21 protein-coding genes are annotated in these 23,626 nt (G+C 65.6%); 9 read left to right on the top strand and 12 right to left on the bottom strand.

Annotated elements, in window-relative coordinates; genetic code table 11:
• The first annotated feature begins 3 nt into the window (after nucleotides 1–3).
• Entirely contained in the window at nucleotides 4–867 is an 864-nt protein-coding gene (locus BN1263_RS09795; RefSeq protein ID WP_058980801.1) for a sugar phosphate isomerase/epimerase family protein, read from the top strand.
• Nucleotides 868–885: 18 nt separating this feature from the next.
• The gene (locus BN1263_RS09790; protein ID WP_058980799.1) at nucleotides 886–1,182 is read left to right on the top strand and encodes a c-type cytochrome; all 297 of its coding nucleotides are present in this window, start codon (nucleotides 886–888) and stop codon (nucleotides 1,180–1,182) included.
• Between the two features lie 30 nt (nucleotides 1,183–1,212).
• Here BN1263_RS09790 and BN1263_RS09785 read toward each other — a convergent pair whose 3' ends face one another.
• The 6 genes from BN1263_RS09785 to BN1263_RS09760 form a co-directional block, all read right to left on the bottom strand.
• Nucleotides 1,213–1,986: a 3-keto-disaccharide hydrolase gene (locus BN1263_RS09785; protein WP_058980797.1), complete on the bottom strand. Its 774-nt coding sequence runs from the start codon at nucleotides 1,984–1,986 to the stop codon at nucleotides 1,213–1,215.
• Entirely contained in the window at nucleotides 1,971–2,546 is a 576-nt protein-coding gene (locus BN1263_RS09780) for a gluconate 2-dehydrogenase subunit 3 family protein (protein ID WP_058980795.1), read from the bottom strand. Before BN1263_RS09780 ends, BN1263_RS09785 begins: the two co-directional genes overlap by 16 nt.
• The gene (locus BN1263_RS09775) at nucleotides 2,546–4,231 is read right to left on the bottom strand and encodes a GMC oxidoreductase (RefSeq protein WP_058980793.1); all 1,686 of its coding nucleotides are present in this window, start codon (nucleotides 4,229–4,231) and stop codon (nucleotides 2,546–2,548) included. The genes BN1263_RS09780 and BN1263_RS09775 overlap by 1 nt, the downstream gene beginning before the upstream one ends.
• 27 nt (nucleotides 4,232–4,258) lie before the next feature.
• Nucleotides 4,259–5,155: a hydroxypyruvate isomerase family protein gene (locus tag BN1263_RS09770; RefSeq protein ID WP_058980791.1), complete on the bottom strand. Its 897-nt coding sequence runs from the start codon at nucleotides 5,153–5,155 to the stop codon at nucleotides 4,259–4,261.
• A 202-nt stretch (nucleotides 5,156–5,357) separates the two neighbouring features.
• Nucleotides 5,358–5,930, bottom strand: a complete 573-nt coding sequence (locus BN1263_RS09765; RefSeq protein ID WP_019659372.1) for a single-stranded DNA-binding protein — start codon at nucleotides 5,928–5,930, stop codon at nucleotides 5,358–5,360.
• A gap of 171 nt (nucleotides 5,931–6,101) precedes the next feature.
• Nucleotides 6,102–6,497, bottom strand: coding sequence for a hypothetical protein (locus BN1263_RS09760; RefSeq protein ID WP_058980790.1), 396 nt, complete (start codon nucleotides 6,495–6,497; stop codon nucleotides 6,102–6,104).
• Nucleotides 6,498–6,636: 139 nt separating this feature from the next.
• On the opposite strand from BN1263_RS09760, the gene BN1263_RS09755 reads away from it, so the two are divergent.
• The 4 genes from BN1263_RS09755 (at nucleotide 6,637) to BN1263_RS09740 (ending at nucleotide 12,686) form a co-directional block, all read left to right on the top strand.
• Entirely contained in the window at nucleotides 6,637–7,668 is a 1,032-nt protein-coding gene (locus tag BN1263_RS09755; protein ID WP_058980787.1) for a LacI family DNA-binding transcriptional regulator, read from the top strand.
• Nucleotides 7,669–7,799: 131 nt separating this feature from the next.
• Nucleotides 7,800–8,702, top strand: a complete 903-nt coding sequence (locus BN1263_RS09750) for an ABC transporter ATP-binding protein (protein WP_058980785.1) — start codon at nucleotides 7,800–7,802, stop codon at nucleotides 8,700–8,702.
• Nucleotides 8,703–8,714: 12 nt separating this feature from the next.
• The gene (locus BN1263_RS09745) at nucleotides 8,715–12,299 is read left to right on the top strand and encodes an ABC transporter permease/M1 family aminopeptidase (RefSeq protein WP_058980783.1); all 3,585 of its coding nucleotides are present in this window, start codon (nucleotides 8,715–8,717) and stop codon (nucleotides 12,297–12,299) included.
• A gap of 60 nt (nucleotides 12,300–12,359) precedes the next feature.
• Nucleotides 12,360–12,686, top strand: coding sequence for a hypothetical protein (locus tag BN1263_RS09740; protein WP_186008960.1), 327 nt, complete (start codon nucleotides 12,360–12,362; stop codon nucleotides 12,684–12,686).
• Nucleotides 12,687–12,730: 44 nt separating this feature from the next.
• On the opposite strand, the gene BN1263_RS09735 is transcribed toward BN1263_RS09740, so the two are convergent.
• Entirely contained in the window at nucleotides 12,731–13,045 is a 315-nt protein-coding gene (locus BN1263_RS09735; protein WP_058980778.1) for a hypothetical protein, read from the bottom strand.
• 225 nt (nucleotides 13,046–13,270) lie between these two features.
• On the opposite strand from BN1263_RS09735, the gene BN1263_RS20445 reads away from it, so the two are divergent.
• Complete coding sequence (locus tag BN1263_RS20445; protein WP_144435337.1) at nucleotides 13,271–14,170, top strand: hypothetical protein; 900 nt, start codon at nucleotides 13,271–13,273, stop codon at nucleotides 14,168–14,170.
• Between the two features lie 10 nt (nucleotides 14,171–14,180).
• Complete coding sequence (locus BN1263_RS09730) at nucleotides 14,181–14,555, top strand: hypothetical protein (RefSeq protein ID WP_058980776.1); 375 nt, start codon at nucleotides 14,181–14,183, stop codon at nucleotides 14,553–14,555.
• Between the two features lie 117 nt (nucleotides 14,556–14,672).
• Here BN1263_RS09730 and BN1263_RS09725 read toward each other — a convergent pair whose 3' ends face one another.
• The 5 genes from BN1263_RS09725 to BN1263_RS09705 all read right to left on the bottom strand — a co-directional run bounded on the left by BN1263_RS09725 (nucleotide 14,673) and on the right by BN1263_RS09705 (nucleotide 21,176).
• Entirely contained in the window at nucleotides 14,673–15,131 is a 459-nt protein-coding gene (locus BN1263_RS09725) for a GNAT family N-acetyltransferase (protein ID WP_058980774.1), read from the bottom strand.
• A gap of 140 nt (nucleotides 15,132–15,271) precedes the next feature.
• Entirely contained in the window at nucleotides 15,272–15,658 is a 387-nt protein-coding gene (locus tag BN1263_RS09720; protein WP_058980773.1) for an SseB family protein, read from the bottom strand.
• Between the two features lie 126 nt (nucleotides 15,659–15,784).
• Nucleotides 15,785–17,500: an alpha-amylase family glycosyl hydrolase gene (locus BN1263_RS09715; RefSeq protein WP_058980772.1), complete on the bottom strand. Its 1,716-nt coding sequence runs from the start codon at nucleotides 17,498–17,500 to the stop codon at nucleotides 15,785–15,787.
• A complete protein-coding gene (locus tag BN1263_RS09710; protein ID WP_058980771.1) occupies nucleotides 17,500–18,987 on the bottom strand; it encodes an MFS transporter in 1,488 nt (495 codons plus the stop codon). The genes BN1263_RS09715 and BN1263_RS09710 overlap by 1 nt, the downstream gene beginning before the upstream one ends.
• A complete protein-coding gene (locus BN1263_RS09705) occupies nucleotides 18,984–21,176 on the bottom strand; it encodes a glucosidase family protein (RefSeq protein WP_058980769.1) in 2,193 nt (730 codons plus the stop codon). The genes BN1263_RS09710 and BN1263_RS09705 overlap by 4 nt, the downstream gene beginning before the upstream one ends.
• A 237-nt stretch (nucleotides 21,177–21,413) precedes the next feature.
• Between BN1263_RS09705 and BN1263_RS09700 the strand changes: the two genes are divergently transcribed.
• A complete protein-coding gene (locus tag BN1263_RS09700; protein WP_058980767.1) occupies nucleotides 21,414–23,468 on the top strand; it encodes a glycoside hydrolase family 97 protein in 2,055 nt (684 codons plus the stop codon).
• The last annotated feature ends 158 nt before the right edge of the window (nucleotides 23,469–23,626 follow it).

The raw sequence follows: 23,626 nt of genomic DNA, 5'->3' as shown, positions 1-23,626 counted from the left end.
TTGATGAAAGCTCTTTTCCGTAGAAGTGCAGGTCTCATCCTGCTGCTCGCTGCCCTGCCCGCCTTCGCAGACGAAGCGGCCACCACGCAGAAGCCGATCGCGGTGCAGATGTACACCCTGCGCAATGCAGGCTCGCTCGACCAGCAGCTGAAGATCGTCCACGACGCGGGCGTGCGCGCGGTGGAGACCGTCGGAACGCAGAACGTCAGCGCTGCGGAACTGAAGCGACTGCTGGACCGGTACTCGATCAGGGCGGTTTCGTCGCACGTGCAGCTGGCCGAGCTGCGCGACAACCTCGATGGCGTGGTGGCCTTCAACCGCTCGATCGGCAACACCACACTGGTGGTGCCCTACCTGGACCAGAAGGACCGTCCGCGCGATGCCGCCGGCTGGACCGCATTGGGCCAGGAGCTGGGCCGGATCGCCAGACAGGTGCGCGGCAAGGGCATGCAGCTGGCCTATCACAACCACGATTTCGAGCTGGCCGACTTCGACGGTCAGACCGGGCTGGAGCTGCTGTTCGCAGCGGCCGGGCCCGATCTGAAGACCGAACTGGACCTGGCCTGGGTCGCGCGAGCGGGACTGGACCCGGCGGTGATGCTTGGCAAGTTCCGCGGTCACGTTTTTGCGGTACACGCCAAGGACAATGCACCCAAGGGCCAGGCCGAAGACGAAGGTGGTTTCGCTGCGGTCGGCCAGGGCGTGCTGGACTGGAACGCGATCCTGCCGGCCGCCGCCACCGCTGGCGTGCAGTGGTACATCGTCGAACACGACCAGCCACGCGATCCGGCCAAGGTGATCCAGACCGGCGCGGACTACCTGCGTGAACACCTGCCGGCCAACGTGCCCGCCCGTGCACAGCACTGACGCGTGAAGGAGCCCCACATGAAAATGATCCTGGCAGTGGCCGTCGCCCTGGGCGGCATGAGCGTTGCGACGGCAACGTGGGCCAAGGACGACCCGGCCGCCGGCGCGAAGCTCTACGCCCAGCACTGCACTGCCTGCCACGGTGCTGAACGCGCCGGCGTACCGCCGACCTTCCCGGCGCTTACCGACGTCGGCAAGCGGCTTCAGCCCGCCCAGATCAAGGACAAGATCAGGAAGGGCGGAGGATTGATGCCGCCCTTTGCCCAGCTGTCGCAGCAGGAGATCGACGACCTCGCCAGCTATCTGGCGAAGTAGGCGGCCGGCGACCACGCCGGCCGCGTGCCGCTACAGTTCGCGCACCCAGATGTTGCGGTAGCTGACCCTGGAGTCATGCTCCTGCAGATAGAGCGGCGCACATCCGTGCGGTGAGTAGGAGGGAGGACCGATGTACTCGGTCCTGCCCGCCACAGCCGTATCGTCCTGCACCAGAACACCGTTGTGCAGCACCGTGATGCGCGCCGGCGAGAGCAGCCCACCGCCCGGAGAGAAGCGCGGTCCCTTCCAGATGATGTCGTAGGCCTGCCACTGCCCCGGTGCGCGCGAGGCGTTCACCAACGGCATCGCCTGCTTGTAGATCGACCCCGCCTGGCCGTTGGCATACGTCGGGTTGTTGTAGCTGTCGAGCACCTGCAACTCATACAGTTCCTGCAGGAAGATGCCGCTGTTGCCCCGGTTCTGGCCGTCGAAGCCTTTCGTCTCGGTGGGGGTACGCCATTCGACATGCAGCTGGACATCGCAGAAGCGTTGCCTGGTGCGGATGCCCTTGCTGCCCGGAACGACGGTCATGACGCCATCGGCAACCTTCCAGGGTACACGCCCTCCCTGCTCCGCCTCCCAGGCCGAGACATCCTTGCCATCGAACAGCACGATGGCGTCCGACGGTGCCTTGCCCGGTGGCGTGGCCACCACCGCAGGCACCGGCGTCCACACCTCGGTCTTCTTCGGGTCACGCGCAGCATCGGCACCGTCCTGTGCGAATGCCGTCGCAGCGGCAAGCAGGCCGGCGGTGCCCAGCAGAGCGCGGATCATCCAGGTGTCGTCCATCAGCTGGTCCCCCATGCAGGCGTACCGGGAACGTAGGCAAGGTCGCCGTCGTAACGTCCCGGCACAGCGACGTATTGCAGCACCCCGGTCGCACCGACCTTGGAGGTGAAGAAGCCGAAGATGGCCAGTTGCTTGATCATCGTGAAGTAATGCGGCATCGCCTCGCCTTCTTCTGGCGTACCGGTCTCGGTCACATCGGCATTGCGCGCCTTGGCTTCGGCATCCAGGGTACGCAGCAACCCGGTGCGTGCCTCCGGCGTGAGCGACAGGAAGCGGCCACCGGCACGCTTGTCGATGTCGGCCAGGCCGGCACGGAACACCGCCTGCTGGCGAGCGGTGTAGCAGTCGCTGACGAACGTCGCCATGAACGCACCGGCGCCCGCGTCCTTCGCCCCGGGTGTCCGGGTCCGCGGCAGGATGGTCTCGGCGATCTCGTCCAGCGTGCCGATATCGGCATCGGTGAACGCGGGCATCGCCCCCGCGGCCGGCGCCCGCCCTTGCACCAGCGCCGGCAGGCCAACCATGGCCGCACCGGTGGCGGCGACGATCATCTTCAGCAGTTCGCGGCGATCCATCAGAGGTTCCCCGCTTTCAGTTCGCGCACCGCATGGTCGGCGGCACGCGCCGTCAACGCCATGTACGTCAGCGAGGGATTCACGCAGGCGCTGGAAGTCATGCAGGCACCGTCGGTCACATAGACATTGGGCGCATCCCAGACCTGGTTGTGTACGTTCAACACCGAGCTCTTCCGATCACGTCCCATGCGCGCGGTCCCCATCTCATGGATGCCCTTGCCCGGGGCATAGTCGTTGTCGTGCATCTTCACGTCCTTGACCCCGGCCGCCTCCAGCATCTCGGCGGCATCGGCGGCCATGTCCTTGCGCATCGCCAGTTCGTTGGCACGCATGGACACATCCATCGCCAGCACCGGCAGCCCCCACTTGTCCTTGCGGTTGCGGTCCAGGCGGATCGCATTGTCGTGGTGCGGCAGCATTTCACCGAACCCGGTCATACCGATGCGCCAGTCGCCCGGCACGGTCAGCGCCTCCTTCAGGTCGGCACCGATGTTCAGCTCGGCGATCTCGCGCGACCAGCCGGTGCGGCTGGCACCGCCCTGGTAACCGAACCCGCGCAGGTAGCCGCGCTTGTCGGCGGCCACGTTGCGGAACCGCGGAATGTAGAAACCGCAGGGACGACGACCGAAGTAGTACTTGTCTTCGTAGCCCTCGACCCGGCCCGAGGCGCCCGCACCGAAATGGTGGTCCATCACGTTGTGCCCGAGCTCACCCGACGAAGAGCCCAGCCCCCCGTCCCAGACGTCGGTCGCCGAATTCATCAGCAGCCAGGTCGAGTTGAAGGACGATGCATTGAGGAAGATGACCTTGGCCGTGTACTGGTAGGTCTGGCCTGTTTCGGCGTCGATGACCTCCACGCCGCGCGCACGCTTGCGGTCCTTGTCGTAGAGCACTTCCTTGACGATCGAGAACGGCCGCAAGGTCAGGTTGCCGGTCTTCATCGCCGCCGGCAGCGTCGCCGACTGGGTCGAGAAATAGGCACCGAAGGGACAGCCCAGGATGCACTTGTTGCGGTACTGACAGTTCACGCGGCCCTGCTCGGGCATCGGCTGGGTGATGTTGGCAGTGCGCGAGTGGATCATGTGCCGTGTTCCGCCGAAGGCCTTCTTGATCCGCGCGGCCACATCCTTCTCGACGATGTTCAAGGGAATCGGCGGCAGGAATTCGCCGTCCGGCAACACGTCCAGTCCTTCGCGCGTGCCGGCAATGCCGGCGAACCTCTCTACATGGTCGTACCACGGCGCGATGTCGGCATAGCGGATTGGCCAATCGGTGGCGATGCCGTCCTTGAGGTTGGCCTCGAAATCCAGATCGGAGAAGCGATAGCTCTGCCGCCCCCACATCAAGGAACGACCACCGACGTGGTAGCCACGGAACCAGTCGAAGCGCTTGGTCTCGATGTAGGGCGAGTCCTGCTCGTTGGCCCACATCCCTTCCAGGTTCTCAGCCAGCCCGTAGTCGCGCATCAGCACCGGGAACGCGGCCTTCATTGCCTGCGTTGGCCGGTTGCGGTGCGGGAAATCCCACGCCTCCTTCATCGCGTTGACGTAGTCCTTGACGTGCTCGATGTTGCGCCCGCGTTCCAGCATCAGGACCTTCAGGCCCTTCTCGGTCAGCTCCTTCGCTGCCCAGCCGCCACTGATTCCCGAGCCAACAACAATGGCGTCGTAGTGATTATCTGCCATGGGTCTCTCACCTGGGTGGATATCGTTTCAGACGTCGCAGAGGCGGATCGCCTCGCGCAATGAGGCAACGGGATCGGGCGCGGCAGGCGTGAACTCCTGCGCCAGATACCCCTTGAAACCGGTGTCGCGGATCGCGCGGCAGATCGCTGCATAGTTCAGCTCCTGCTGGTCTCCGATCTCATGCCGGCCAGGCACGCCTGCGGTGTGGTAGTGCTTGAAGCAGGCGTGATGCTTGCCGATGGTGGCGATGATGTCGCCCTCCATGATCTGCATGTGGTAGATGTCGTACAGCAGGCCGAAGTTGTCCGAGCCGAGCCGCTGGCACAGCTCCACGCCCCAGGCCGAGTGGTCGCACAGGTAGTCGCGGTGATCGACCTTGGAGTTGAGCAGCTCCATCACCAGCACCACACCGCGCTTCTCGGCATGCCCGAGGATGCGCTTGAGGCCAGCCTCGGCATTGGCCATGCCGTCATGCGGGTCCATACCGTTGCGGTTGCCGGAGAAGCAGATGAGATTCCGGTAACCGGCATCGGCCACCAGATCGATGTGCCGCGTGTAGCGCTCTACCAGCTGGTCGTGGAACTCACGGCCGGCAAAGCCCTTGGTAAGGCCCAGCTCCGCGCCGTTGCACATCGAGCTGTAGACGCCATGGGCCTTCAGCGTGGGCCAGTCTTCGGGGCCGACCAGGTCGATCGCGGCAAAGCCGATGTCCTTCACCGTCGCGCAGAGCTGGGCAACTGAAAGCTGCGGGAAGGTCCAGCGGGCCACGGCCTGCTTCAGGTTGCCCTTCAGCGGTGCAGTGGTGGCGAATGCAGGCAACGCTCCCGCAGTACCCAGAGCTACGCCTCCAGCAATCGCCATGCGCAGCGCATCGCGCCGCGTGAGCCCCCTCGAAGGAGCCGGTCTGATCGAATGGATGGACATCCACCTTCCGGCCTCCCAACCGGTATCAAACGCAACGATTCACAGCAATGCAATCGATTGCACCATAGGGGAGGAAATTGGATGCTTGCAAGTTGCGGTGCACGAAAATTCAATGCTGCGGGGCACAACTCCGTAGCAATCGCGGACAAAGAAAAGCCCCGCATGAGCGGGGCTTTCTTTTCTGCTGCAGGCGAGCGTCCGATCAGAACGGAATATCGTCGTCAGCGAAGTCGTCCATCGGCGGCGCCTGCTGCGGCTGCGGGCGCTGGTTGCCGCCCTGGTTGCCGTAACCGCCGCCCTGGTTGCCGCCCTGGTTGCCATAGCCACCGCCCTGGCCGCCGCGCTGGCCACCGCCGCCGCCGTACTCCTGGCGCGGCGCCTGCTGGCGCTGCGGACGATCGCCGCCGTAGTTGCCGCCACCGCCACCGCCGCCGCCTTCACCGCGGCCGCCCAGCATCTGCATTTCATCGGCGATGATGTCCGTGGAGTACTTCTCCACGCCGTCCTGGCCGGTGTACTTGTCGTAGCGCAGGCTGCCTTCGACGTAGACCGAGCTGCCCTTGCGCAGGTACTCGCCGGCGATCTCGCCGAGCTTGCCGAAGAACACCACGCGGTGCCATTCGGTGCGCTCCTGCTGGTTGCCATCCTTGTCCTTGCGGACGCTGGTGGTGGCCAGGCTGATGCGGGTGATCGCCATGCCGCTCTGGGTGTACTTCACATCCGGGTCGTTGCCGAGATTGCCGACCAGGATGACTTTGTTGATGCCGCGCGCCATAGATGGATTCTTCCGTTGTCCGGGGCTGGACCAGTGATAGCACACCCAACGGGGTGCCGATACGCTGGACCTCCCGCGGTTGCGAATGGGGGGATATCGGAACGAGGCATCTTACCATTCCCTTCGCCCCCGGCCCGTCGGGAATCCGGCCGATCCGGGTCGGAACCGACCTCAACGAAGCAGGGGGCGATCCAGCAGCAAGCCGGTGACCCGTGTGACCTCCCCCACCGCCACCACCCTGGGCCCTTCATGGCAGTGGAAGCGCACGCCGGGCCGGATACGCTCCCGGTGCAGCCCCGCCCTGAGCACCTCATTGACCACGGTCAGGCCGGCCAACAGGGGCTCGCCCACCGGCAGCGGCAGCTCGGTCGCCCAGCTGTCGCCCTCGGCGTGACGGAAGTCGGGCCAGATCATGAACAGCTCTGGCGCCCCGGCGTCATCGGCGTAGGCGAAGTCCCAGCGGATACCGTTCCGGGCCGGGCTGCGACGCCCACCCTCCTCTGGCGCAAGGATGCGGATCCGCGCCTCGAAATCGTCGGGGACACCCGGGTACAGGCGAAAGGTCACCGCTTGGCTCCATCAGGCTATGGTGTTGACCGTCGCACGACCGCGACCGTGGCCACAAGCAGTGACGGCCAGGACGGCCGGCAGCCACCCCATGGCATCATGCCCGGGCACCCTTCCCCCTGCCCCCTCCCGCGTTCCCATGACGATCAAAGGCAAAGCCACCTCCCTGGACATCGCCCATCTGGCCGGGGTCTCCCAGCCAACCGTGTCGCGGGCCCTGCGCGGCAGCCCGATGGTCAACGCCGAGACCCGCGAGCGCATCCTGCGCATCGCCCGCGAGCTGAACTACAAGGTCGACAAGAACGCCTCCAGCCTGCGCCTGCGCAACGCCGGCACGCTGGCCCTGCTGTTCTTCGAAGACCCGACCAACGACGATTCGCTGATCAATCCGTTCTTCCATTCGATGCTGGGCTCGATCACCCGCGCCTGCGCGCTGCACGGGCAGGACCTGCTGGTCTCGTTCCAGCAGCTGTCCACCGACTGGCAGGCCGATTACGAGGACAGCAACAAGGCCGACGGCATCATCCTGCTCGGCTACGGCGACTACCACGAATCGCGCGACCGCCTGCAGCGGCTGGTCGAACAGGGCACGCACTTCGTGCGCTGGGGCGCCGCCCTGCCCGGCCAGCCGGGCGTGTCGATCGGCAGCGACAACTTCCAGGGCGGGCATCACATCACCACCCACCTGCTGCAGCAGGGCTGCCGCCGCATCGCCTTCCTCGGCCATGCCTCCAGCCATTACCCCGAATTCCAGGAACGCTACCGCGGCCACGTCGCGGCCCTGCAGGACCACGGCCTGGCCGCCGAACCGGCGCTGCAGCACGATGCGATCACCACCGAGGCGTCGGGCCAGGAGGCCTGCCAGGCGCTGCTGGCGCGTGGCGAGCCGATCGATGCGATCTGCGCCGCCAGCGACCTGATCGCCATCGGTGCGATGCGCGCCCTGCGCGAGGCCGGGCTACGGGTGCCGCAGGACGTGGCGGTGACCGGCTTCGACGACATCCCGCTGGCGGCCTCGGTGTCCCCGGCGCTGACCACGGTCCAGCAGGACACCAAGCAGGCCGGCCAGCTGCTGGTGGAGCGCCTGCTGGCGTTGATCGGCCGACAGCCGGTGCAGAGCCAGAGCATCCCGGTGAAGCTGGTGGTGCGGGAATCGTCGCTGCGCCGGTAAGCGCCACCAGGCCTTACGCCACGCCTCAACGTGCGACGGCGGAATTCTTCCCCCATGACCAACGGCGGATGCGCACGGAGGCTGATGCGCGGATAACGCGCAGACATCGCCCATGGAAAGGTGTACGTCGCATGCTGAAGATCGATTCGCTGTCCAAGACGTACGCCAACGGCGTGCATGCCCTCAACAACGTCAACCTGGACATCCCGCGGGGCATGTTCGGCCTGCTCGGCCCCAACGGCGCCGGCAAGTCGTCGCTGATGCGCACGCTGTCCACCCTGCAGGAAGCCGACAGCGGCACGGCGACGCTCAGCATTCCAGGCGAGGCGCCGATCGACGTGCTGCGCGACAAGGATGCGGTGCGCCGCCGGCTGGGTTACCTGCCGCAGGATTTCGGCGTGTACCCGAAAGTCAGCGCGCTGGACCTGCTGGAGCATTTCGCGGTGCTCAAGGGCCTGACGCAGCGCGCGCAGCGCCGCGAGGTGGTCGATGGGCTGCTGCAGCAGGTGAACCTGTGGGACGCGCGCAAGCGCAAGCTGGGCACCTACTCCGGCGGCATGCGCCAGCGCTTGGGCATTGCCCAGGCGCTGCTGGGTGACCCGCGGTTGGTGATCGTCGATGAACCCACCGCCGGCCTCGACCCGGAAGAGCGCAACCGCTTCCTCAACCTGTTGGCGGCGATCGGCGAGAACGTGGCGGTGATCCTGTCCACCCACATCGTCGAGGACGTGACCGATCTGTGCCCGACGATGGCGATCATGAACAAAGGCCAGGTGCTGCTGACCGGGCGCCCGGCCGATGCCATCGACGCCCTGCAGCAGCAGGTCTGGCGCAAGCAGGTTGATCCTTCGGAACTGGCCGACCACGAGGCACGCTACGTGGTGCTGTCCACCCGCCTGGTCGGTGGCCGCCCGGTGATCCACGTGCACAGCGCCAACGACCCTGGCGACGGCTTCGCGGCCGTGGCTCCCGACCTCGAGGACGTGTACTTCCAGCGCCTGCGCCTTCAGGCCCGTAGCCGCGTCGCAGCCTGAGCGGAGCACGCCATGATCCTCAACTTCTTCCGCTTCGAGCTGCGCGAGCAGCTGCGATCCCCGCTGCTGTGGCTGCTGGCCGGGCTGTTCGCCCTGCTTGCCTTTGCCGCCGCGTCCAGCGACGCCGTGCAGATCGGTGGCGGCACCGGCAACGTGCACAGCAACGCGCCCACCGTGATCGCACAGATGCTGGGCATCTTCACCCTGCTCGGCATGCTGGTCACCGCCCTGTTCGTCAGCAACGCGCTGTTGCGTGACTTCGAACTCGGCACTGCCGAACTGATCTTCGCCAGCCCGGTGAAGCGCCGCGATTACCTGGCCGGGCGCATCGCTGCCGCCCTGGCAGCCGGGCTGCTGGTCTACATCCTGATCGCATTCGGCCTGTGGCTGGCGCCGTTCATGCCGTGGGTCGATCCCGAGCGCATGGGCCCGATCAGCTGGCAGGGCTATGCGTGGACGTTCGCGGTCATCGTCATTCCGAACCTGTTGTTCACCACCGCGCTGCTGTCGCTGCTGGCAGCGCTGACCCGCTCGATCCTCTGGGTCTACATCGGCCTGGTGGCCTACCTGGTCCTGTACGGCGCCAGCGCGGCCCTGCTGCGCGACATCGACAATACGTGGATCGCGGTGCTGAGCGAACCGCTGGGCATGCGCGCACTCGGCCGTACCATCCGCTACTGGTCCACCGCCGAACGCAACAGCGGGGTTCCCGAGCTGGCCGGCTACCTGCTGGCCAATCGCGCCCTGTGGTTGGGCGTGGCTGCCGCGCTGTTTGCCGCCACCTTCGCGCTGTTCCGCACCGAACGCAGCGGCAGTGGCCGTCGGCGCTGGGGCCGCAGGCAGGCGCAACCGGCTTCCGAAGCCAGCGTGGTCCGTCCCATCCGCGCGACACTGCCGCGCGTGACACCGGCGTTCACCGCCAGCACGGCGTGGCAGCAGTTCCTGCGCCAGGTCCGCTTCGATACACGCGGTGTCCTGCGCAGCGTGCCGTTCATCGTGCTGCTGGTACTGGGCCTGGCCAACTTCCTGCCCAGCGCGCTGTTCCGGCAGACCCTGTACGGCACCTCGATCTGGCCGGTCACCTCGCAGATGATCATGGGCCTGCAGGGGGCCTTCAGCTGGCTGCTGGTGATCATCGTGCTGTTCTTCGCCGGTGAGCTGGTCTGGAAGGAACGCAGTGCGCGCATCAATGAAGTGACTGATGCCATGCCGGTGCCGAACTGGGTGCCTCTGCTGGCCAAGTTCACCGCACTGCTGGCCGTGATCATCTGCTTCCAGGCCGCCGGCGCGCTGGCCGCGATGGGCGTGCAGCTGGCCAAGGGCTACATGCATCTGGAGCCGCTGCTGTACCTGCGCAGCCTCGCGCTGGATTCGGTGGTCTACATCCTGATGGGGGGCCTGGCGCTGGTGCTGCAGGTGCTCACCAACAACAAGTTCGTCGGTTACGCATTGCTGATCGTGGTGATGATCGGCCAGGGTGTGCTCGGCCTGCTCGACTATACGCAGAACCTGTACAACTTCGGCAGCTGGCCCAACGCGCCCTATTCGGACATGAACGGCTACGGCCACTTCCTCACCGGGCAACTGGCGTTTCAGGGCTACTGGGCGCTGTTCCTGCTGACTTTGATGTGCCTGGCGTCGGCCTTCTGGGTACGAGGTGTCAGCCAGAGCCTGCGCCAGCGCCTGGCCCTGGCCGGCCGTCGCCTGCGCGGCCCGACCGGTGCCTTCGCTGGACTGGCGGCATTGGCCTTCGTCGGCGTGGGTGGCTGGCTGTACTGGAGCACCAACATCCGCAACGAGTTCATCTCGCCCGACCAGCAGCTGGATCTGCAGGCCCGCTACGAGCGCGAGCTGTCGAAGTACCGCAACCTGCCGCAGCCCCGCATTGTGGCGGCGGACAACCGCGTGGACCTGTTCCCGGAATCGCAGTCGATGGTGATCGATGCGAACTGGACGGTGCGCAATACCCATGCCACGCCGATCCAGGACGTGCACGTCTCGATGGGCGATGACAAGCAGCTGGTCGCGGTCGACCTGGGTGGGCAGACACTTTCGATGCATGACGCCGATCTCGGCTACCGCATTTACCGCCTGCAGAAACCGCTGCAACCGGGTGAAACCCGCAGCGTGCATTTCCGGGTGGTGCAGAAGCCCAACGGCATCACCGCGGGCCAGGCACCAAGCAACATCGTCGACAACGGCACCTTCTTCAACAGCCGCGTACTGCCGTCGTTCGGCTACAACGAAGGCGCCGAGATCAGCGACCGCAACGAGCGGCGCAAGCGCAACCTGGGTGAGCCGCGGCGCATGCCCAAGCTGGAAGACGAAGCCGCGCGTGCCAACACGTACATAGCCAACGATGCCGACTGGCTCGAGTTCCGCACCACGGTCTGCACGGCACCGGACCAGGTGGCGTTGGCCCCGGGCTACCTTCTGAAGGAGACCACGGTAAATGGCCGGCGCTGCTTCAGCTACGCCATGGACCGACCAATGCTGAACTTCTACGCCTACCTGTCGGCACGCTGGGAGGTGCGCAGGGCGAAGTACAAGAACATACCGATCGAGGTCTACTTCGACCCGGCGCACGCCTACAACGTGGACCGGATGATCGAAGCGGTGCAGAAGTCGCTGGCCTACTACGAAGCGAACTTCACCCCGTACCAGCATCGCCAGGTGCGCATCATCGAGTTCCCGGGCTATGCCCGCTTCGCGCAGTCGTTCGCTAACACCATCCCCTACTCCGAGGCCATCGGCTTCATCGCTGACCTGCGTGACCCGGACAAGGTGGACTACGTGTTCTACGTAACCGCGCACGAGATCGCACACCAGTGGTGGGCGCACCAGGTGATCGGTGCCAACGTGCAGGGCGCGACGGTGCTCTCCGAATCGTTGTCGCAGTACTCTGCGCTGATGGTGATGGAGCAGGAATACGGCCGCCAGCACATGCGCCAGTTCCTCAAGCGCGAACTGGACGGCTACCTGTCCGGGCGTGGTGGCGAGGCCATCGAGGAACAGCCGCTGGAACGTGTGGAGAACCAGCAGTACATCCACTACCAGAAGGGTTCGCTGGTGTTCTACCGGCTGCGCGAGGAGATCGGCGAGCAGGCGCTCAACCGGGCATTGAAGCGCTTCCTGCAGGACAAGGGATACCAGCAACCGCCCTACACCACCTCGCGCGAATTGCTGGCCTACATCCGCGCCGAGACGCCGGCCGACCGCCAGCAGCTGGTCACCGACCTGTTCGAGAAGATCAGTTTCTACGACAACCGGGTGATGGCCGCCAGCGCCCGCAAGCGCGATGACGGCCGCTACGACGTGACCCTGGACCTGCATGCTGCCAAGCAATATGCCGACGGCAAGGGCCAGGAAAGCGACGGGAAGATGGATGACTGGATCGAGATCGGCGTGTTCGCCAACGGGCCTTCAGGCAAGGAACGCGACCAGAGAGTGCTGTACCTGCAGCGCCACCACATCACCAGTGCGGAGCCCAAAATCACGATAACGGTGGACGAAAAGCCGGATGAAGCGGGCTTCGACCCGTACAACAAGCTGATCGACCGCGTGAGCGATGACAACCGGCGCAAGGTAACGATATGAGGTATGTGGTGGTGCCGGTAGCGTGGCCGGCATCATCGCTGGCGGAGCTGCTGCGGGCACATGGATTCTGTGGGAGCTGCCGTGCCAGTCATGATCTACGGTTTCACTGGCCGATACACTGGCAAGGCCGAATTCGAGTGGAACGCGCCCAGCGTCGGTGCACACCACCAGGCAATGCTGTTCCTGCTGCAGGACGGTGAACACCATGCATTCGACCTCGCGTTGGCCGAGTGCTTCCGTTTCTGCTTCGATGAAATCCGGGATCTACGCTGCGGCCGTCTGCAGGTCGATGTACTCAACACCGATGCCTACCGCGGCTTTGCTCCCTTCTACGAGGAAGCGCTGGAAGCCGGCTCTGCCCTGCTCTACTACCCCGCTCCACTGTAGTGCCGGGTCATGCTCGGCACGCTGCCGACGAAAGCCGCGAACGCTCAGCGCAGCGCAGCCCTGGGCCCCAGCAACGCCAGCAGCACATACACCACGATCGAGGCGACCGTACCTAGCGCTGCCGGTACCCCGAACGCCCAGCCCGAGCGCCCCTGCTGGCGCGCCCACTGAGCCAGATGCCAAGCCGCGCCCAGGTTGATCAGCCAGGCGATGACGAACACCGGCCACTGCACCATGCCCACCGCGCGCAGCACCGGAATGGACACCAGCGCGGCAACGATCGCCGCGATCAGGAAGATCAGCGCCGAGCGGGAATGGGAGGGTGCGGCCATGGTCACGTCATCAACCACCAGAAGCATGGAGCCCGCTTGCAGGATAACGCCGACGGTCCTTGGATGCAGCAGATGGTCCCATCGGGGCCAGATTGGATGCCCTACATCAAGATCCTCGGATCTCCGACGAACCGCACGGCGGATACCGATACGCGGCAATCGCCACGAAGCGCAAGGTGAATCAGTGGGAACGCCGTGGATCAGGAAGGTGTACCCGCAGCAGGTGCACCCATTCGTCCAAGGAGTCACGTTGTGAAAATGATCTCTGCAGCTAGCTTGATTCTGGCAGGCTCCGCGCTTTCCACGTTCAAGGCGCACGCAGTCCAGGTAGTCACCTGTGGCAATTGCACTCAATCCTGGCAATACGAATCCGCTGGCGAAATGGCACATGGATTCCGTCGTGGCTGGGAGGTCTACCTCGTGGTCAACCCCCACACCGCCCAAGCGCTTTACGTCACCGTCAATTACATTCCTCCTGGCGAGGTTCCCAGAAGGCTCCACCCAGCTCCTTCCCTGGGCGAATTGGGAATCGCTGCTGACATCAACGTTCCAGGCTGGCGCCTACCGAGCCAACCGGTGCAGACCCGGGATGGGCAAGGCGACTTCGACAGCAGTTCACAAGGTTTGGCAGAAGGCGAGCGACTTCAGCTTGAAGCGGTTGTCCGCATGTCGAAAGAATGGGTGTTCATAAAGCCTGCAAATGACAGCGGGTACTTCTCCAGCCTGCATGTCGCAAACCAATTCATTCCAGCAGTAGATGATGCGATCCGAATCGCGCACACGGCAAGCAATCCGGCCTGGCAACACGGGCAGATCAATGGAAACCTCCTTGGCTCACTTTTCCGATCACTCGAGCATTTCTTCGGGAGAGGCGTTGGCGGCTGCCTGCTGATGGACAACGGCGACACCGCTTGCTGGCAGATCAATCCAATGGCAAGAGGGGCGGCTCGACTGATCAAAGGTACGGCCAAGGATATTTTCGGCCAGGCATTACCTGAATCAGACACCATCAAGAATGGGGGACAGATTGATATTGATGTCGACAAGGGTGATTGGCCTCGCGAGATCCGCTACAACTTCAATGGCGGCTATTATCGATGCGGATCGGTAAGCGGAAGGCTGGATCGCTGCGAATGGATCCGCCCCCGCTAGGAGATACGTCATGAAGATATGGTTGCAACTGGGAACGCATTCCTTGGTCGCCGTCGCCTTCTCACTTCTTGGGGCATTTCACATCACCCTTGGTCTCCCCAGCCTGAAGCGCCAGTACAGTGATGATCTCGCGTTGTCCATCCACCTGCTGTTCGACGAGGATGGCCAAGAACGATCCCAGGCTGAACTGCAGTCCAGAGTTTCATCCCACATCGTCAACATGCTTTTGCTCTCTGCCCATTCCCAGGGTAAATCGGATGCGGAGGATGCGCGTTTGGCAGCAATCAGCCAACGCGTTCTCGCCCAGGACCTCCTGCGATACGTCGAGCGCGACGATGTACGACACAACGCTGTCCTGGTGGCAGGCAACCTGGCTGCGGATTGAGCATCCGATGCCCGATGTCGCCAGCCACCAGCCTGCGCTCCCGCGCTCTTTCAAAGTGCACATCCGGTTCACTGACTGGACGGAGCACCAGGAAATTTCTCTTCCAGGGCACGTCTCTTACAGTGAACGCACCATCACCAGCACGCGATAGCTGCAGCTATCGGCTACCTGCAGCGGTGCCCAGCCCAGCCGCGCATACAGCCCACCGTCCAGGGCCTCAGTCTGCAGGTAGAGATCGGAAACCCCCATCCGCACCGCCTGCGTCGCTGCTTGCTCCACCAACGCGCCAGCCAGCCCACGCCCGCGATGGCTGTCGGCCACGAACACGCTGCCCAGCCAATGTTCGTACTGTGGGAACGCCTGCATTTCCCGCCGCTTGAGCTGGACTGCGCCAACCACCTGACCGTCATCGAATACGGCGATCAGGTGCGGGAAACCTTCGGCGTCCTGTGGCGGATTGAGCCGCTGCAGTTCCTCTTCCAGTGTCAGGCCGGCGTCCTGGCCCCATTCCGCGTGGTACCACTGGGCCAATTGCTGCCGTTCCGGTGCGTCGGCGGGTAATACCCTGAATTGCATGGCAATGCCTTGATCCCGATATTGCCCAAGAGGATCACGGACGGCGCTCGAAGGGAAGCCTTCTGTAGAGTCGCGCCGTGCTCGACTGATCCGGCATTGCGCGAACGGCAGCCGAGCATGGGCTCGGCTCTACATGACAATCAACCCTGGGCGAAGTCCTTGAGGATCTCGCCGACGCCGCTGGGCGAGATCTCGAAACCCAGCTGGGTGCCCGGGTTGATCACCACGCCGTAGCCACCTGGCACGCGGCGCAGCACGTCCAGCATCCGCCAGCGGATCTGGTGTTCGGCCTGCTGGCTGTAGATGCCCACCCGCGAGGGATCGGTGAACACGGCCACGTGCAGGGTGCCCTGCTTGTCGAACAGCAGCGGGTCGAAGCCGCTGCCATCGGGGGTCACCAGGCTGCCGGTCAGCAGTACCACCTCGGAGGCGACGAAGGCCTCCATGAAGGCGCGGATCGGCACCGCCCCGTCCATCGCCGCCTTCAGCAGGGTTTCGATCGGGGTCTGCGGGGCGAGGTCGGTCATGGCGGTACGGCAGGGCGTGAGGGGGGGCCTATTGTAGGGTCGAGCCTGCTCGACTGCTCGAAGAGCGTGCCAACCGAGGTTGGCACCCACCAGAGCGGTAGCGCCGGGCCATGCCCGGCGGCGCCCTCACCGTCCCAGACGCTGGTCCCGAGCCTTTTGGTCGGTCATCGCCTTGTCCAGCTCGGCCTGCAGCGCCGGCTGCTGCACGGCGGCATCCAGCACATACACCTTCACGCCGTGTGCGGGCACTTCGGCTTTCAGGGAGGCATCCACCTGCAACGAACCGCCGTCCAGTGCATCGCGCCAGCGGCCGGACTGGACGTAACGCGCCACGGTGAGCGTCCTGGCCTGGTCGCCCTTGTTCAGCAGCACCAGCGCGGTCTGTGCCACCTCGCCATGCTGCAGCACGCGGAAGAACACCGCCTCATCGCCCTGCAGGCGTTCGTTCACCTGCAGGCCGCGCTGCAGGGCCGGGGTGGCCTCGCGCAGCTTGGCAATGCGCTGCAGCGGCGCGAAGATCGGGCTCTGCGGCGCGGCGTCCACGCGCGTTTGGCCAAAGTAGGCCCGGTTGCCGGCATGCTCGGCGCGGCCGCGCATGAAGCCGGTTTCCGAACCGTAATAGACCACCGGAATGCCGCGCGCGGTGAACAGCCAGTTGTGCGCATCGATGAAGCCGTTGTCGCTGGCCTGCAGGCGCGGCATGTCGTGGTTGTCGTAGAAGCTCATCAGCTCGTAGGGATTGGCATACGGTCCGCCGCTCAGGTGCAGCGGCTCAGCCAGGGTCTCGAAGCCCTTGTTGGCGGTGCCGAAGGTCTGCTCCAGCGCGCCGCGCAACGGGAAATCGAGCACGCTCACGTTCGCGTTGGCGGGCCAGGTGTGCTCGGCGATGCGCGCGGCATCGTAGTCGAATGCTTCGCCGAACATGAACATGCCCGGATGCTCGGCGCGGATGCGCTTGACGAATTCATGCCACCACGGGTGCGGCAGCCAGCCGATGGTGTCGATGCGCAACGCGTCCACGCCCTGCGCGGTCCATTGCAGGTAGGCACCGACCAGGTAGTCCATCACCGCCGGATTGTCCTGGTTGAAGTCGGACAGCTCAGCCAGGTTGCCGTCGAAGATTGAGCCATCCTTGCTGTCGACCGGTCCAATGTTGTTGTAGAACGCGTGCAGCGGGTTGTGCTTCGGATCCAGTTTCTGCGGCGGCAGGTTCTGGTGGTCGGCGATCAGTTTTCCGTCCTTGTCGAAGATCTGGCCGAACTGCGGCTGTCGCGTCGGCATGGTCCAGGCCGGCGAACCGTGGTTGCCCACGATGTCCAGCACCACCTTCAAGCCAGCCCCGTGCAGGCCCTTGGTCAGCCCGGCGAAATCCAGGTCTTTGCTGGGCAGGTGCTCATCAAGTTTGTAGAAGTTGATGCCCCAGTACCCGTGGTAGCCGGTCTTGCCGCGGTCGGTCAGCGTGCTGGTACAGCTGATCGGCTTGCTGCCGGTAAAGGCCTCGTCCGGGTTGTCGACGATCGGCGTGATCCATACCGCGCCGAAACCGAGGTTGCGGATGTACTGCGCGTTGTCGAGCACACCGCGGAAATCACCACCGAGGTAGCCGATGTTGCCGTCCACCTTGTCCGGGCACGGCACCGGAATATCGAAGGTGCGATGCGTGCCGCCCTGGTCGCGATGGTCGTTGGACGGATCACCGTTGACGAAGCGGTCGGTGACCACGAAATACACCGCATCGCTGGCGAACGGCTCGGTGGTGCCGACGTAGTCCGGGCGCGGCGCGGCCGCGGCCTGGCCGGCGAACAGGGCAAGGGAAACAGCAACAGCCAACGCAGCACGCATCACACTACCTCCGGACGGGACGGAACCCGCAGCACGCACAGGCCGGCGACGAACAGGCTGCAGCCGCCCAGTACCAGCACATGCATCGGCTGGCCGCCCAGCCACGCGCGCAGCGCAAAGCCGAGCGCGCTGGCCGCGACCAGCTGCGGGATCACGATGAAGAAATTGAAGATGCCCATGTACACGCCCATCTTCGACGCCGGCACGCTGTCGGACAGCAGTGCATACGGCAACGACAGGATCGAGGCCCAGGCAAAGCCCACACCCACCATCGACAGCAGCAGCCAGTGCGGGTCGCGGATGAACATCAGCGAGACCAGGCCGGCACCGCCCAGCCACAGGTTGACCAGGTGGCTCCAGCGCAGGCCGATCGCACGCACCATCGGCGGAATCAGCACCGCCGCCACCGCAGCGAAGCCGTTGTAGGCGCCAAACAGTACGCCCACCCAGTTGGCACCTTCGTTGTAGGCGGCCGACTGTGGATCGGTCGAACCGAAGTGGGTACCGGCCACCGCAGCGGTGGTGTAGATCCACATGGCGAACAGCGCGAACCACGAGAAGAACTGCACCCACGCCAGGCGGCGCATGGTGACCGGCATCGCGCGCAGGTCGCCGACGATGGCGGCCAGCATATGCGTGGCCGGCAGCGCGCGCGCGGCCGCCAGCAGCAGGCCGTAGCCGGCGCACAGGCCGGCCAGCACGTACAGCATCCGGTCGCCTTGCCGCCAGGCGATCAGCAGCGCCAACAACACACCCAGCCCAAGCCACAGGGTCACCCGCGTCCATGAAGCCGGGCCGTTGATCGCGGCCGCCGCGTGATGTTCCGGTGGCTCGGCATCATCGAACCCGGCCAGCTCCGCCGGTGAATATTCGCGGGTGCTGACCACCGTCCAGGTGATCGCCGCCAGCAGCACCACCGCGCCGAAATAGAACGCATAGCGCACAGTGTCGGGCACTTCCCCGGCGGACGCGGTGTTGGCAACGCCGAAGTGGGCCAGGATGAACGGCAGGAAGCTGGCGACGATGGCACCCACGCCGATGAAGAAGCTCTGCATAGCATAGCCGGCCGGACGCTGGCGTGGCGCCAGCTGGTCACCGACGAAGGCACGGAACGGCTCCATCGATACGTTGATCGAGGCATCCAGTACCCACAGCGTGCCGGCCGCGATCCACAGCGTCGGCGAGTTCGGCATCACCAGCAGCGCCAGCGTGGTCAACACCGCACCGATCATGAAGTACGGACGACGGCGCCCCCAGCGCGTCCAGGTGCGGTCGGACAGGTAGCCGATTACCGGCTGCACCAGCAGGCCGGTCAGCGGCGCGGCAATCCACAGCCCTGGCACCGCGTCGATATCCGCGCCCAGCGTCTCGAAAATGCGGCTGGCATTGGCGTTCTGCAGGGCGAATCCGAACTGGATGCCGAGGAAGCCGAAACACATGTTCCAGATCTGCCAGAACGACAGCTGCGGCTTGGCCGGGCGATTCATCGTGCGACCTCTGCGGCTGCAACGGGCGCCACCGTTAGTGCCTGCACCTGGGCCTGGTTCAGCACGCCCTCGCGCCCGCCTTTGCCACCGGTGTAGTGCGCGAAGTGCTGCAGCGCGCTCATGTTGAACCCGTCTTCAAGCGTGGCCGTGCAGCGGCCCCTGGGTACGGCGAACGTGGCCGAGGTCGAATCCTGAACGGCCACGCTGTGCGGCAAGGTGACCGTACGCCGCTGCAACGGCTGGCCCGGGCACTGCAGCACGAGCTGCTTCACCGCAGCGGTAACGCCGGTGTTGATCGGCCCATTCGGGTTGCTGTACTGCAGGCGCAGGCGCACCTGCCCGGCCCTGGCCGAGGTGAACTGCCAGCGCTCGGCACCCTTCAGTCGCTGCTGCGGACCGACGCAGACCATCGGGCTGTGCAGCGATTCCAATGCACCATCGCGTCGGGTCAGGCTCAGGCAATGCTGCAGGCCATCGTCACCGATGCGTGCCAGGCCATTGCTGGCGGTGAGCGCGCGACCGTCCTGCCACAGCACCTGGTCGGCAGCGACCTCGACGTTCCAGCCCCTGCCCTTGCGCCGCGCCTGCGGTGCGGCCGGCGTGGCCGGTGCGCGCGCATTGGCGTCGGCCGTCATCGCCACGCTGCGCGGTGCCGATGCGGCGGGGACCAGCTGCACGGTGGTGGTGGCACCACGCGTCGTCACCTTGCCCGCTACCAGCAATCCATCGCCCAGCTGCTTCGGCCGCTCCAGCACATAACGCTTGCCGTTGGCCTCCAGGGAGATGCGGCGTTGCTTGCCGAACAGTTCGGGCACCAGCACGGCCGGCAGCTTGGGCTGCACGCGGCCATCGTCCTGCAGGCCGAATACGCCTTCGACCACCATCGACAGATAGCCGGCCACCGACCACAGCTGGCGTTCGGAGTTGACCACCGGGCCGCTCAGCACGCCCTCATCAACATGCACCGCCTGGCTGACCAGCTCGTAGTTTTCCATGTTGGAACCGGCCAGCGCGGCGCCCTGCATCAGCGAGCGGATCTCGGCGGCGATGCGCGGTGCATCGTCCAGCTGGCGCGCCGCGCGCAGCGAATAGGCACTGACGAACGGCCAGATCGCGCGGTTGTGGTAGATCGGCTGCTGCGCCTCCTGCGGCCACACCACCGGGCTGCCGGCCGGGCCCATCGGATACGCCGCCAGCGCACGCCGCGCGCGCTCGGGCGGCAGCACCTCGGCGAGGATGCCCAGCGACAGGCCAAGCAGATCGACCTTGGCGTACGGCACCGGGTGCGCGGCTTCGCCGATGTAGCTCATGTACTGGCCGATATCCTCGCGCCAGAAGCGCGCATCGATCTGCCGTGCCAACGCATCGGCCCACGCCTTGTAGTCGGCCACGCGGGCATCGCCGCGCTGGCCGGCCAGGCGTTCGGCCAGGCGCAGTGCCTGGTAGTGCAGCACGTTGGTGGACAGTGCGTAGGAATCGCCGATGAAGCGCACGTCCTCGCGGGTCCAGTCCGGATAGGTCTGCTCGCGCCAGTCCAGGAACGAGGTTTCGCCACGGTACAGGCCCATCTGCGCGTCGAACACCATCGTGCGGTCCTGCGCCAGCGTGCCCTGCAGCGCCTGCCAGACCTGGTCGGCAAACGCCGGATCATCCAGCAGGTGGCGCGCGGCCAGGAACCACACCACGCGATCGCTGCTGATCGGCCAGCTGCCGCCGGAACCGGTGTCCTGCGCCACGAACAGGCCGGGCGTGTGCCCGTCGCGCGCCGCCGACAGCTTGAACTGCAGCGACTGCCGGGTGCGTTGCGGGTCCAGCCGCGCCAGCGCCAGATCGGCGGCGAAGCTGACATCGCGGGTCCACACATAGGGCCAGCGCGCGCCGGTCTGGAAGCACTCGCACGGCACCGGTCGGCCTTCGTCGAACGCGGGATCGCGGATCGCGTCCACGCGGTCCTGGTCCATCTCCTGCTGGGCCAGCGCGAACAACGCGTCGAACATCACGCTGCCGGTCTGGCTGCGCATCGGTGCGGCTGCGATCTGCACTGCGCCCTTCGGCGCATGCAGCACGAAGCTACCCTTGGCAGCGGCTTCGGCGCGCGCATGGCGGCCGTCGAATTGCAGGTCGGCCGCCTGCGCGGTCGATCCCAGCGCTGCCCCCAGGGCAGCGGTCAGGCAAATGATCTTCAGCATCGAAGCGGCGGACCGGCTTGCGCCCGTCGGCCTCCCTCCCTCTCTGCACGCGTTGTAGGTCCGCACCGTCGTTGCCGGCGGGCGGGCGCGGCCCCTCCCTCAAGGTGCCTTGGCCCCATGGTAGACGCGGGGCTGTCGGCTGCGTCCAGCTGCATACGTATTCATGGCACCACGCGGTAGCGCGGCTGCTGCGCTGGCTTATGGTCCGGGTCTGCCAACGGCGCCTTGGGAGGGGAATTGCCGATGTCACACACGGTTGTACGCGCGCTGTTCGCGCACATGTTCGGCCTGGCCCTGTTGGGCGTGGCCACGCTGGCGCAGGCCGCGCCGCAGGTGGCCAGCGTCGAATCACCCGGCAAGGTGCTCAAGGTCAGCCTCGTGCTGGACGGCGGCACCGCCCGCTACCGCGTCGAGCGTTTCGGCGAACCCGTGGTGGAGGATTCGAAGCTCGGCTTTGCCCTGCGCGACGGTCGCCTGGACCGCGATTTCGCCCTGCTTGGCCAGCAGCGGCGCAGCGTCGATGACACCTGGGAGCAGCCGTGGGGCGAGCGCCGGCTCACCCGCAACCACTTCAACGAGCTGACCGTGCAGCTGGCTGAAACCACCGGCAGCAGGCGGCGGCTGGATGTGGTGTTCCGCGTCTACGATGATGGCCTTGGCTTCCGGTATGTGTTCCCTGAGCAACCGAACCTGCGCGAGGCGATCATCGATGACGAGCTGACCGAGTTCGCCATCGCGCCTGAATCCACCGCCTGGTGGATCCCCGCGGGTGAACCGATCCACTACGAATACCTCTACCAGCGCACGCCGCTGCGCGAGATGCCGCTGGCGCATACGCCGATGACCCTGCGCAGCCGCGATGGCCTGCACGTGGCGATCCACGAAGCGGCGCTGGTGGACTACGCCGGCATGTGGCTGCGCCGCACCGAGGGCCAGCGCCTGCGCGCGCAGCTCTCGCCCTCGGCCGAAGGCTGGAAGGTACGCCGCGCCCTGCCCTTCGCCACGCCGTGGCGCACGCTGCAGATCGCCGACCGTGCCGGTGGCCTGGTCGAATCGGACCTGATCCTCAACCTCAACGAACCCAACGCGCTGGGCGATGTGAGCTGGGTGAAGCCAGCCAAGTACCTGGGCGTGTGGTGGTCGATGCACCTGGACAACCAGAGCTGGGCGACCGGGCCGAAGCACGCGGCCACCACCGCAAAGACGAAGAAGTTGATCGACTTTGCCGCTGCGCACGGCTTCCGTGGCGTGCTGGTGGAGGGTTGGAACCCGGGCTGGGACGGCATGTGGGTGGGCAATGGTTATGACTTCGATTTCACCCGGGCCACGCCCGATTTCGACATTGAAGCGCTGTCGGCATATGGCCTGAAGAAGGGCGTACACCTGATCGGCCACCATGAAACCGGCTGCGCCATCGAGCACTACGAGGACCAGCTGGGCGCCGCGCTGGACCTGTATGCACGGCTGGGCGTAGACCAGTTCAAGACCGGCTACGTCTGTGACGACGGCCAGGTCGACCGCCGCAATTCGACGGGGGGCCCACTGTGGCGCGAGTGGCATGACGGGCAGTTCATGGCCCGCCACCATCTGAAGGTGGTGGAGGAAGCCGCGCGCCGACACCTGTCGGTGAACCCGCATGAGCCGATCAAGGACACCGGCCTGCGCCGCACCTATCCCAACTGGATCTCGCGCGAAGGCGCACGCGGCATGGAGTACAACGCCTGGGGCCAGCCGCCGAACCCGCCGGAGCATGAGGTCAATCTGGTGTTCACCCGCATGCTGGCCGGGCCGATGGATTACACCCCCGGCATCCTCAGCCTGAAGGGCCGCCACGGCCAGGCCATTCCCAGCACGCTGGCCCGCCAGCTTGCCCTGTACGTGGTGCTGTACAGCCCGATCCAGATGGCCGCGGACCTGCCCGAACACTACCTGCAGCATCGCGAGGCGTTCCGTTTCATCGAGGACGTGGCGGTGGACTGGGAGCAGAGCCGCGTGCTCGATGGCGAAGTGGGCGACTACGTGACGATCGTGCGCCGTGACCGCAACAGCCGCGACTGGTTCCTCGGCAGCGTCACCGACGAACACGGCCGCGTGCTGCCGGTATCGCTGGGCTTCCTGGAGCCAGGCGTGCGCTATCGCGCCGAGATCTACCGCGATGGCGAAGGCGCCGATTTCCGCAGCAATCCGTTCGCGTTCGCGCGCGAAACCCGCGAGGTGACCAGCGCCGATGCACTGACGCTGGTGCTGGCACCGGGCGGTGGGCAGGCCATTCGCTTCACGCCATCGGATTGATGAACGCCCCCGCGTGACGCTCGCCGGGCATGGCCCGGCGCTACCGTGGCGGGAGTCTGAAAGCGATTACATCCCTGCAAACGCCATTGAATACGTATGCAGGGTGATTCCCGCGAAGAATGCGCTGCCTACCATAGCGGCGACGACAGCGGCCACCG

Source organism: Stenotrophomonas thermophila (genome assembly GCF_001499715.1).
Taxonomy (GTDB): Bacteria; Pseudomonadota; Gammaproteobacteria; order Xanthomonadales; family Xanthomonadaceae; genus Stenotrophomonas; species Stenotrophomonas hibiscicola.
The sequence above is the reverse complement of the archived record's forward strand: the minus strand, read 5'-3'. Positions and strand labels throughout refer to the sequence as shown.

Bases quoted from the DNA above. Each gene is read 5' to 3' on its own strand.
- BN1263_RS09795 (WP_058980801.1), top strand. From the start codon at position 4: ATGAAAGCTCTTTTCCGTAGAAGTGCAGGTCTCATCCTGCTGCTCGCT.
- BN1263_RS09790 (WP_058980799.1), top strand. From the start codon at position 886: ATGAAAATGATCCTGGCAGTGGCCGTCGCCCTGGGCGGCATGAGCGTT.
- BN1263_RS09785 (WP_058980797.1), bottom strand. From the start codon at position 1,986: ATGGGGGACCAGCTGATGGACGACACCTGGATGATCCGCGCTCTGCTG.
- BN1263_RS09780 (WP_058980795.1), bottom strand. From the start codon at position 2,546: ATGGATCGCCGCGAACTGCTGAAGATGATCGTCGCCGCCACCGGTGCG.
- BN1263_RS09775 (WP_058980793.1), bottom strand. From the start codon at position 4,231: ATGGCAGATAATCACTACGACGCCATTGTTGTTGGCTCGGGAATCAGT.
- BN1263_RS09770 (WP_058980791.1), bottom strand. From the start codon at position 5,155: ATGTCCATCCATTCGATCAGACCGGCTCCTTCGAGGGGGCTCACGCGG.
- BN1263_RS09765 (WP_019659372.1), bottom strand. From the start codon at position 5,930: ATGGCGCGCGGCATCAACAAAGTCATCCTGGTCGGCAATCTCGGCAAC.
- BN1263_RS09755 (WP_058980787.1), top strand. From the start codon at position 6,637: ATGACGATCAAAGGCAAAGCCACCTCCCTGGACATCGCCCATCTGGCC.
- BN1263_RS09750 (WP_058980785.1), top strand. From the start codon at position 7,800: ATGCTGAAGATCGATTCGCTGTCCAAGACGTACGCCAACGGCGTGCAT.
- BN1263_RS09745 (WP_058980783.1), top strand. From the start codon at position 8,715: ATGATCCTCAACTTCTTCCGCTTCGAGCTGCGCGAGCAGCTGCGATCC.
- BN1263_RS09740 (WP_186008960.1), top strand. From the start codon at position 12,360: ATGGATTCTGTGGGAGCTGCCGTGCCAGTCATGATCTACGGTTTCACT.
- BN1263_RS09735 (WP_058980778.1), bottom strand. From the start codon at position 13,045: ATGCTTCTGGTGGTTGATGACGTGACCATGGCCGCACCCTCCCATTCC.
- BN1263_RS09730 (WP_058980776.1), top strand. From the start codon at position 14,181: ATGAAGATATGGTTGCAACTGGGAACGCATTCCTTGGTCGCCGTCGCC.
- BN1263_RS09725 (WP_058980774.1), bottom strand. From the start codon at position 15,131: ATGCAATTCAGGGTATTACCCGCCGACGCACCGGAACGGCAGCAATTG.
- BN1263_RS09720 (WP_058980773.1), bottom strand. From the start codon at position 15,658: ATGACCGACCTCGCCCCGCAGACCCCGATCGAAACCCTGCTGAAGGCG.
- BN1263_RS09715 (WP_058980772.1), bottom strand. From the start codon at position 17,500: ATGCGTGCTGCGTTGGCTGTTGCTGTTTCCCTTGCCCTGTTCGCCGGC.
- BN1263_RS09710 (WP_058980771.1), bottom strand. From the start codon at position 18,987: ATGAATCGCCCGGCCAAGCCGCAGCTGTCGTTCTGGCAGATCTGGAAC.
- BN1263_RS09705 (WP_058980769.1), bottom strand. From the start codon at position 21,176: ATGCTGAAGATCATTTGCCTGACCGCTGCCCTGGGGGCAGCGCTGGGA.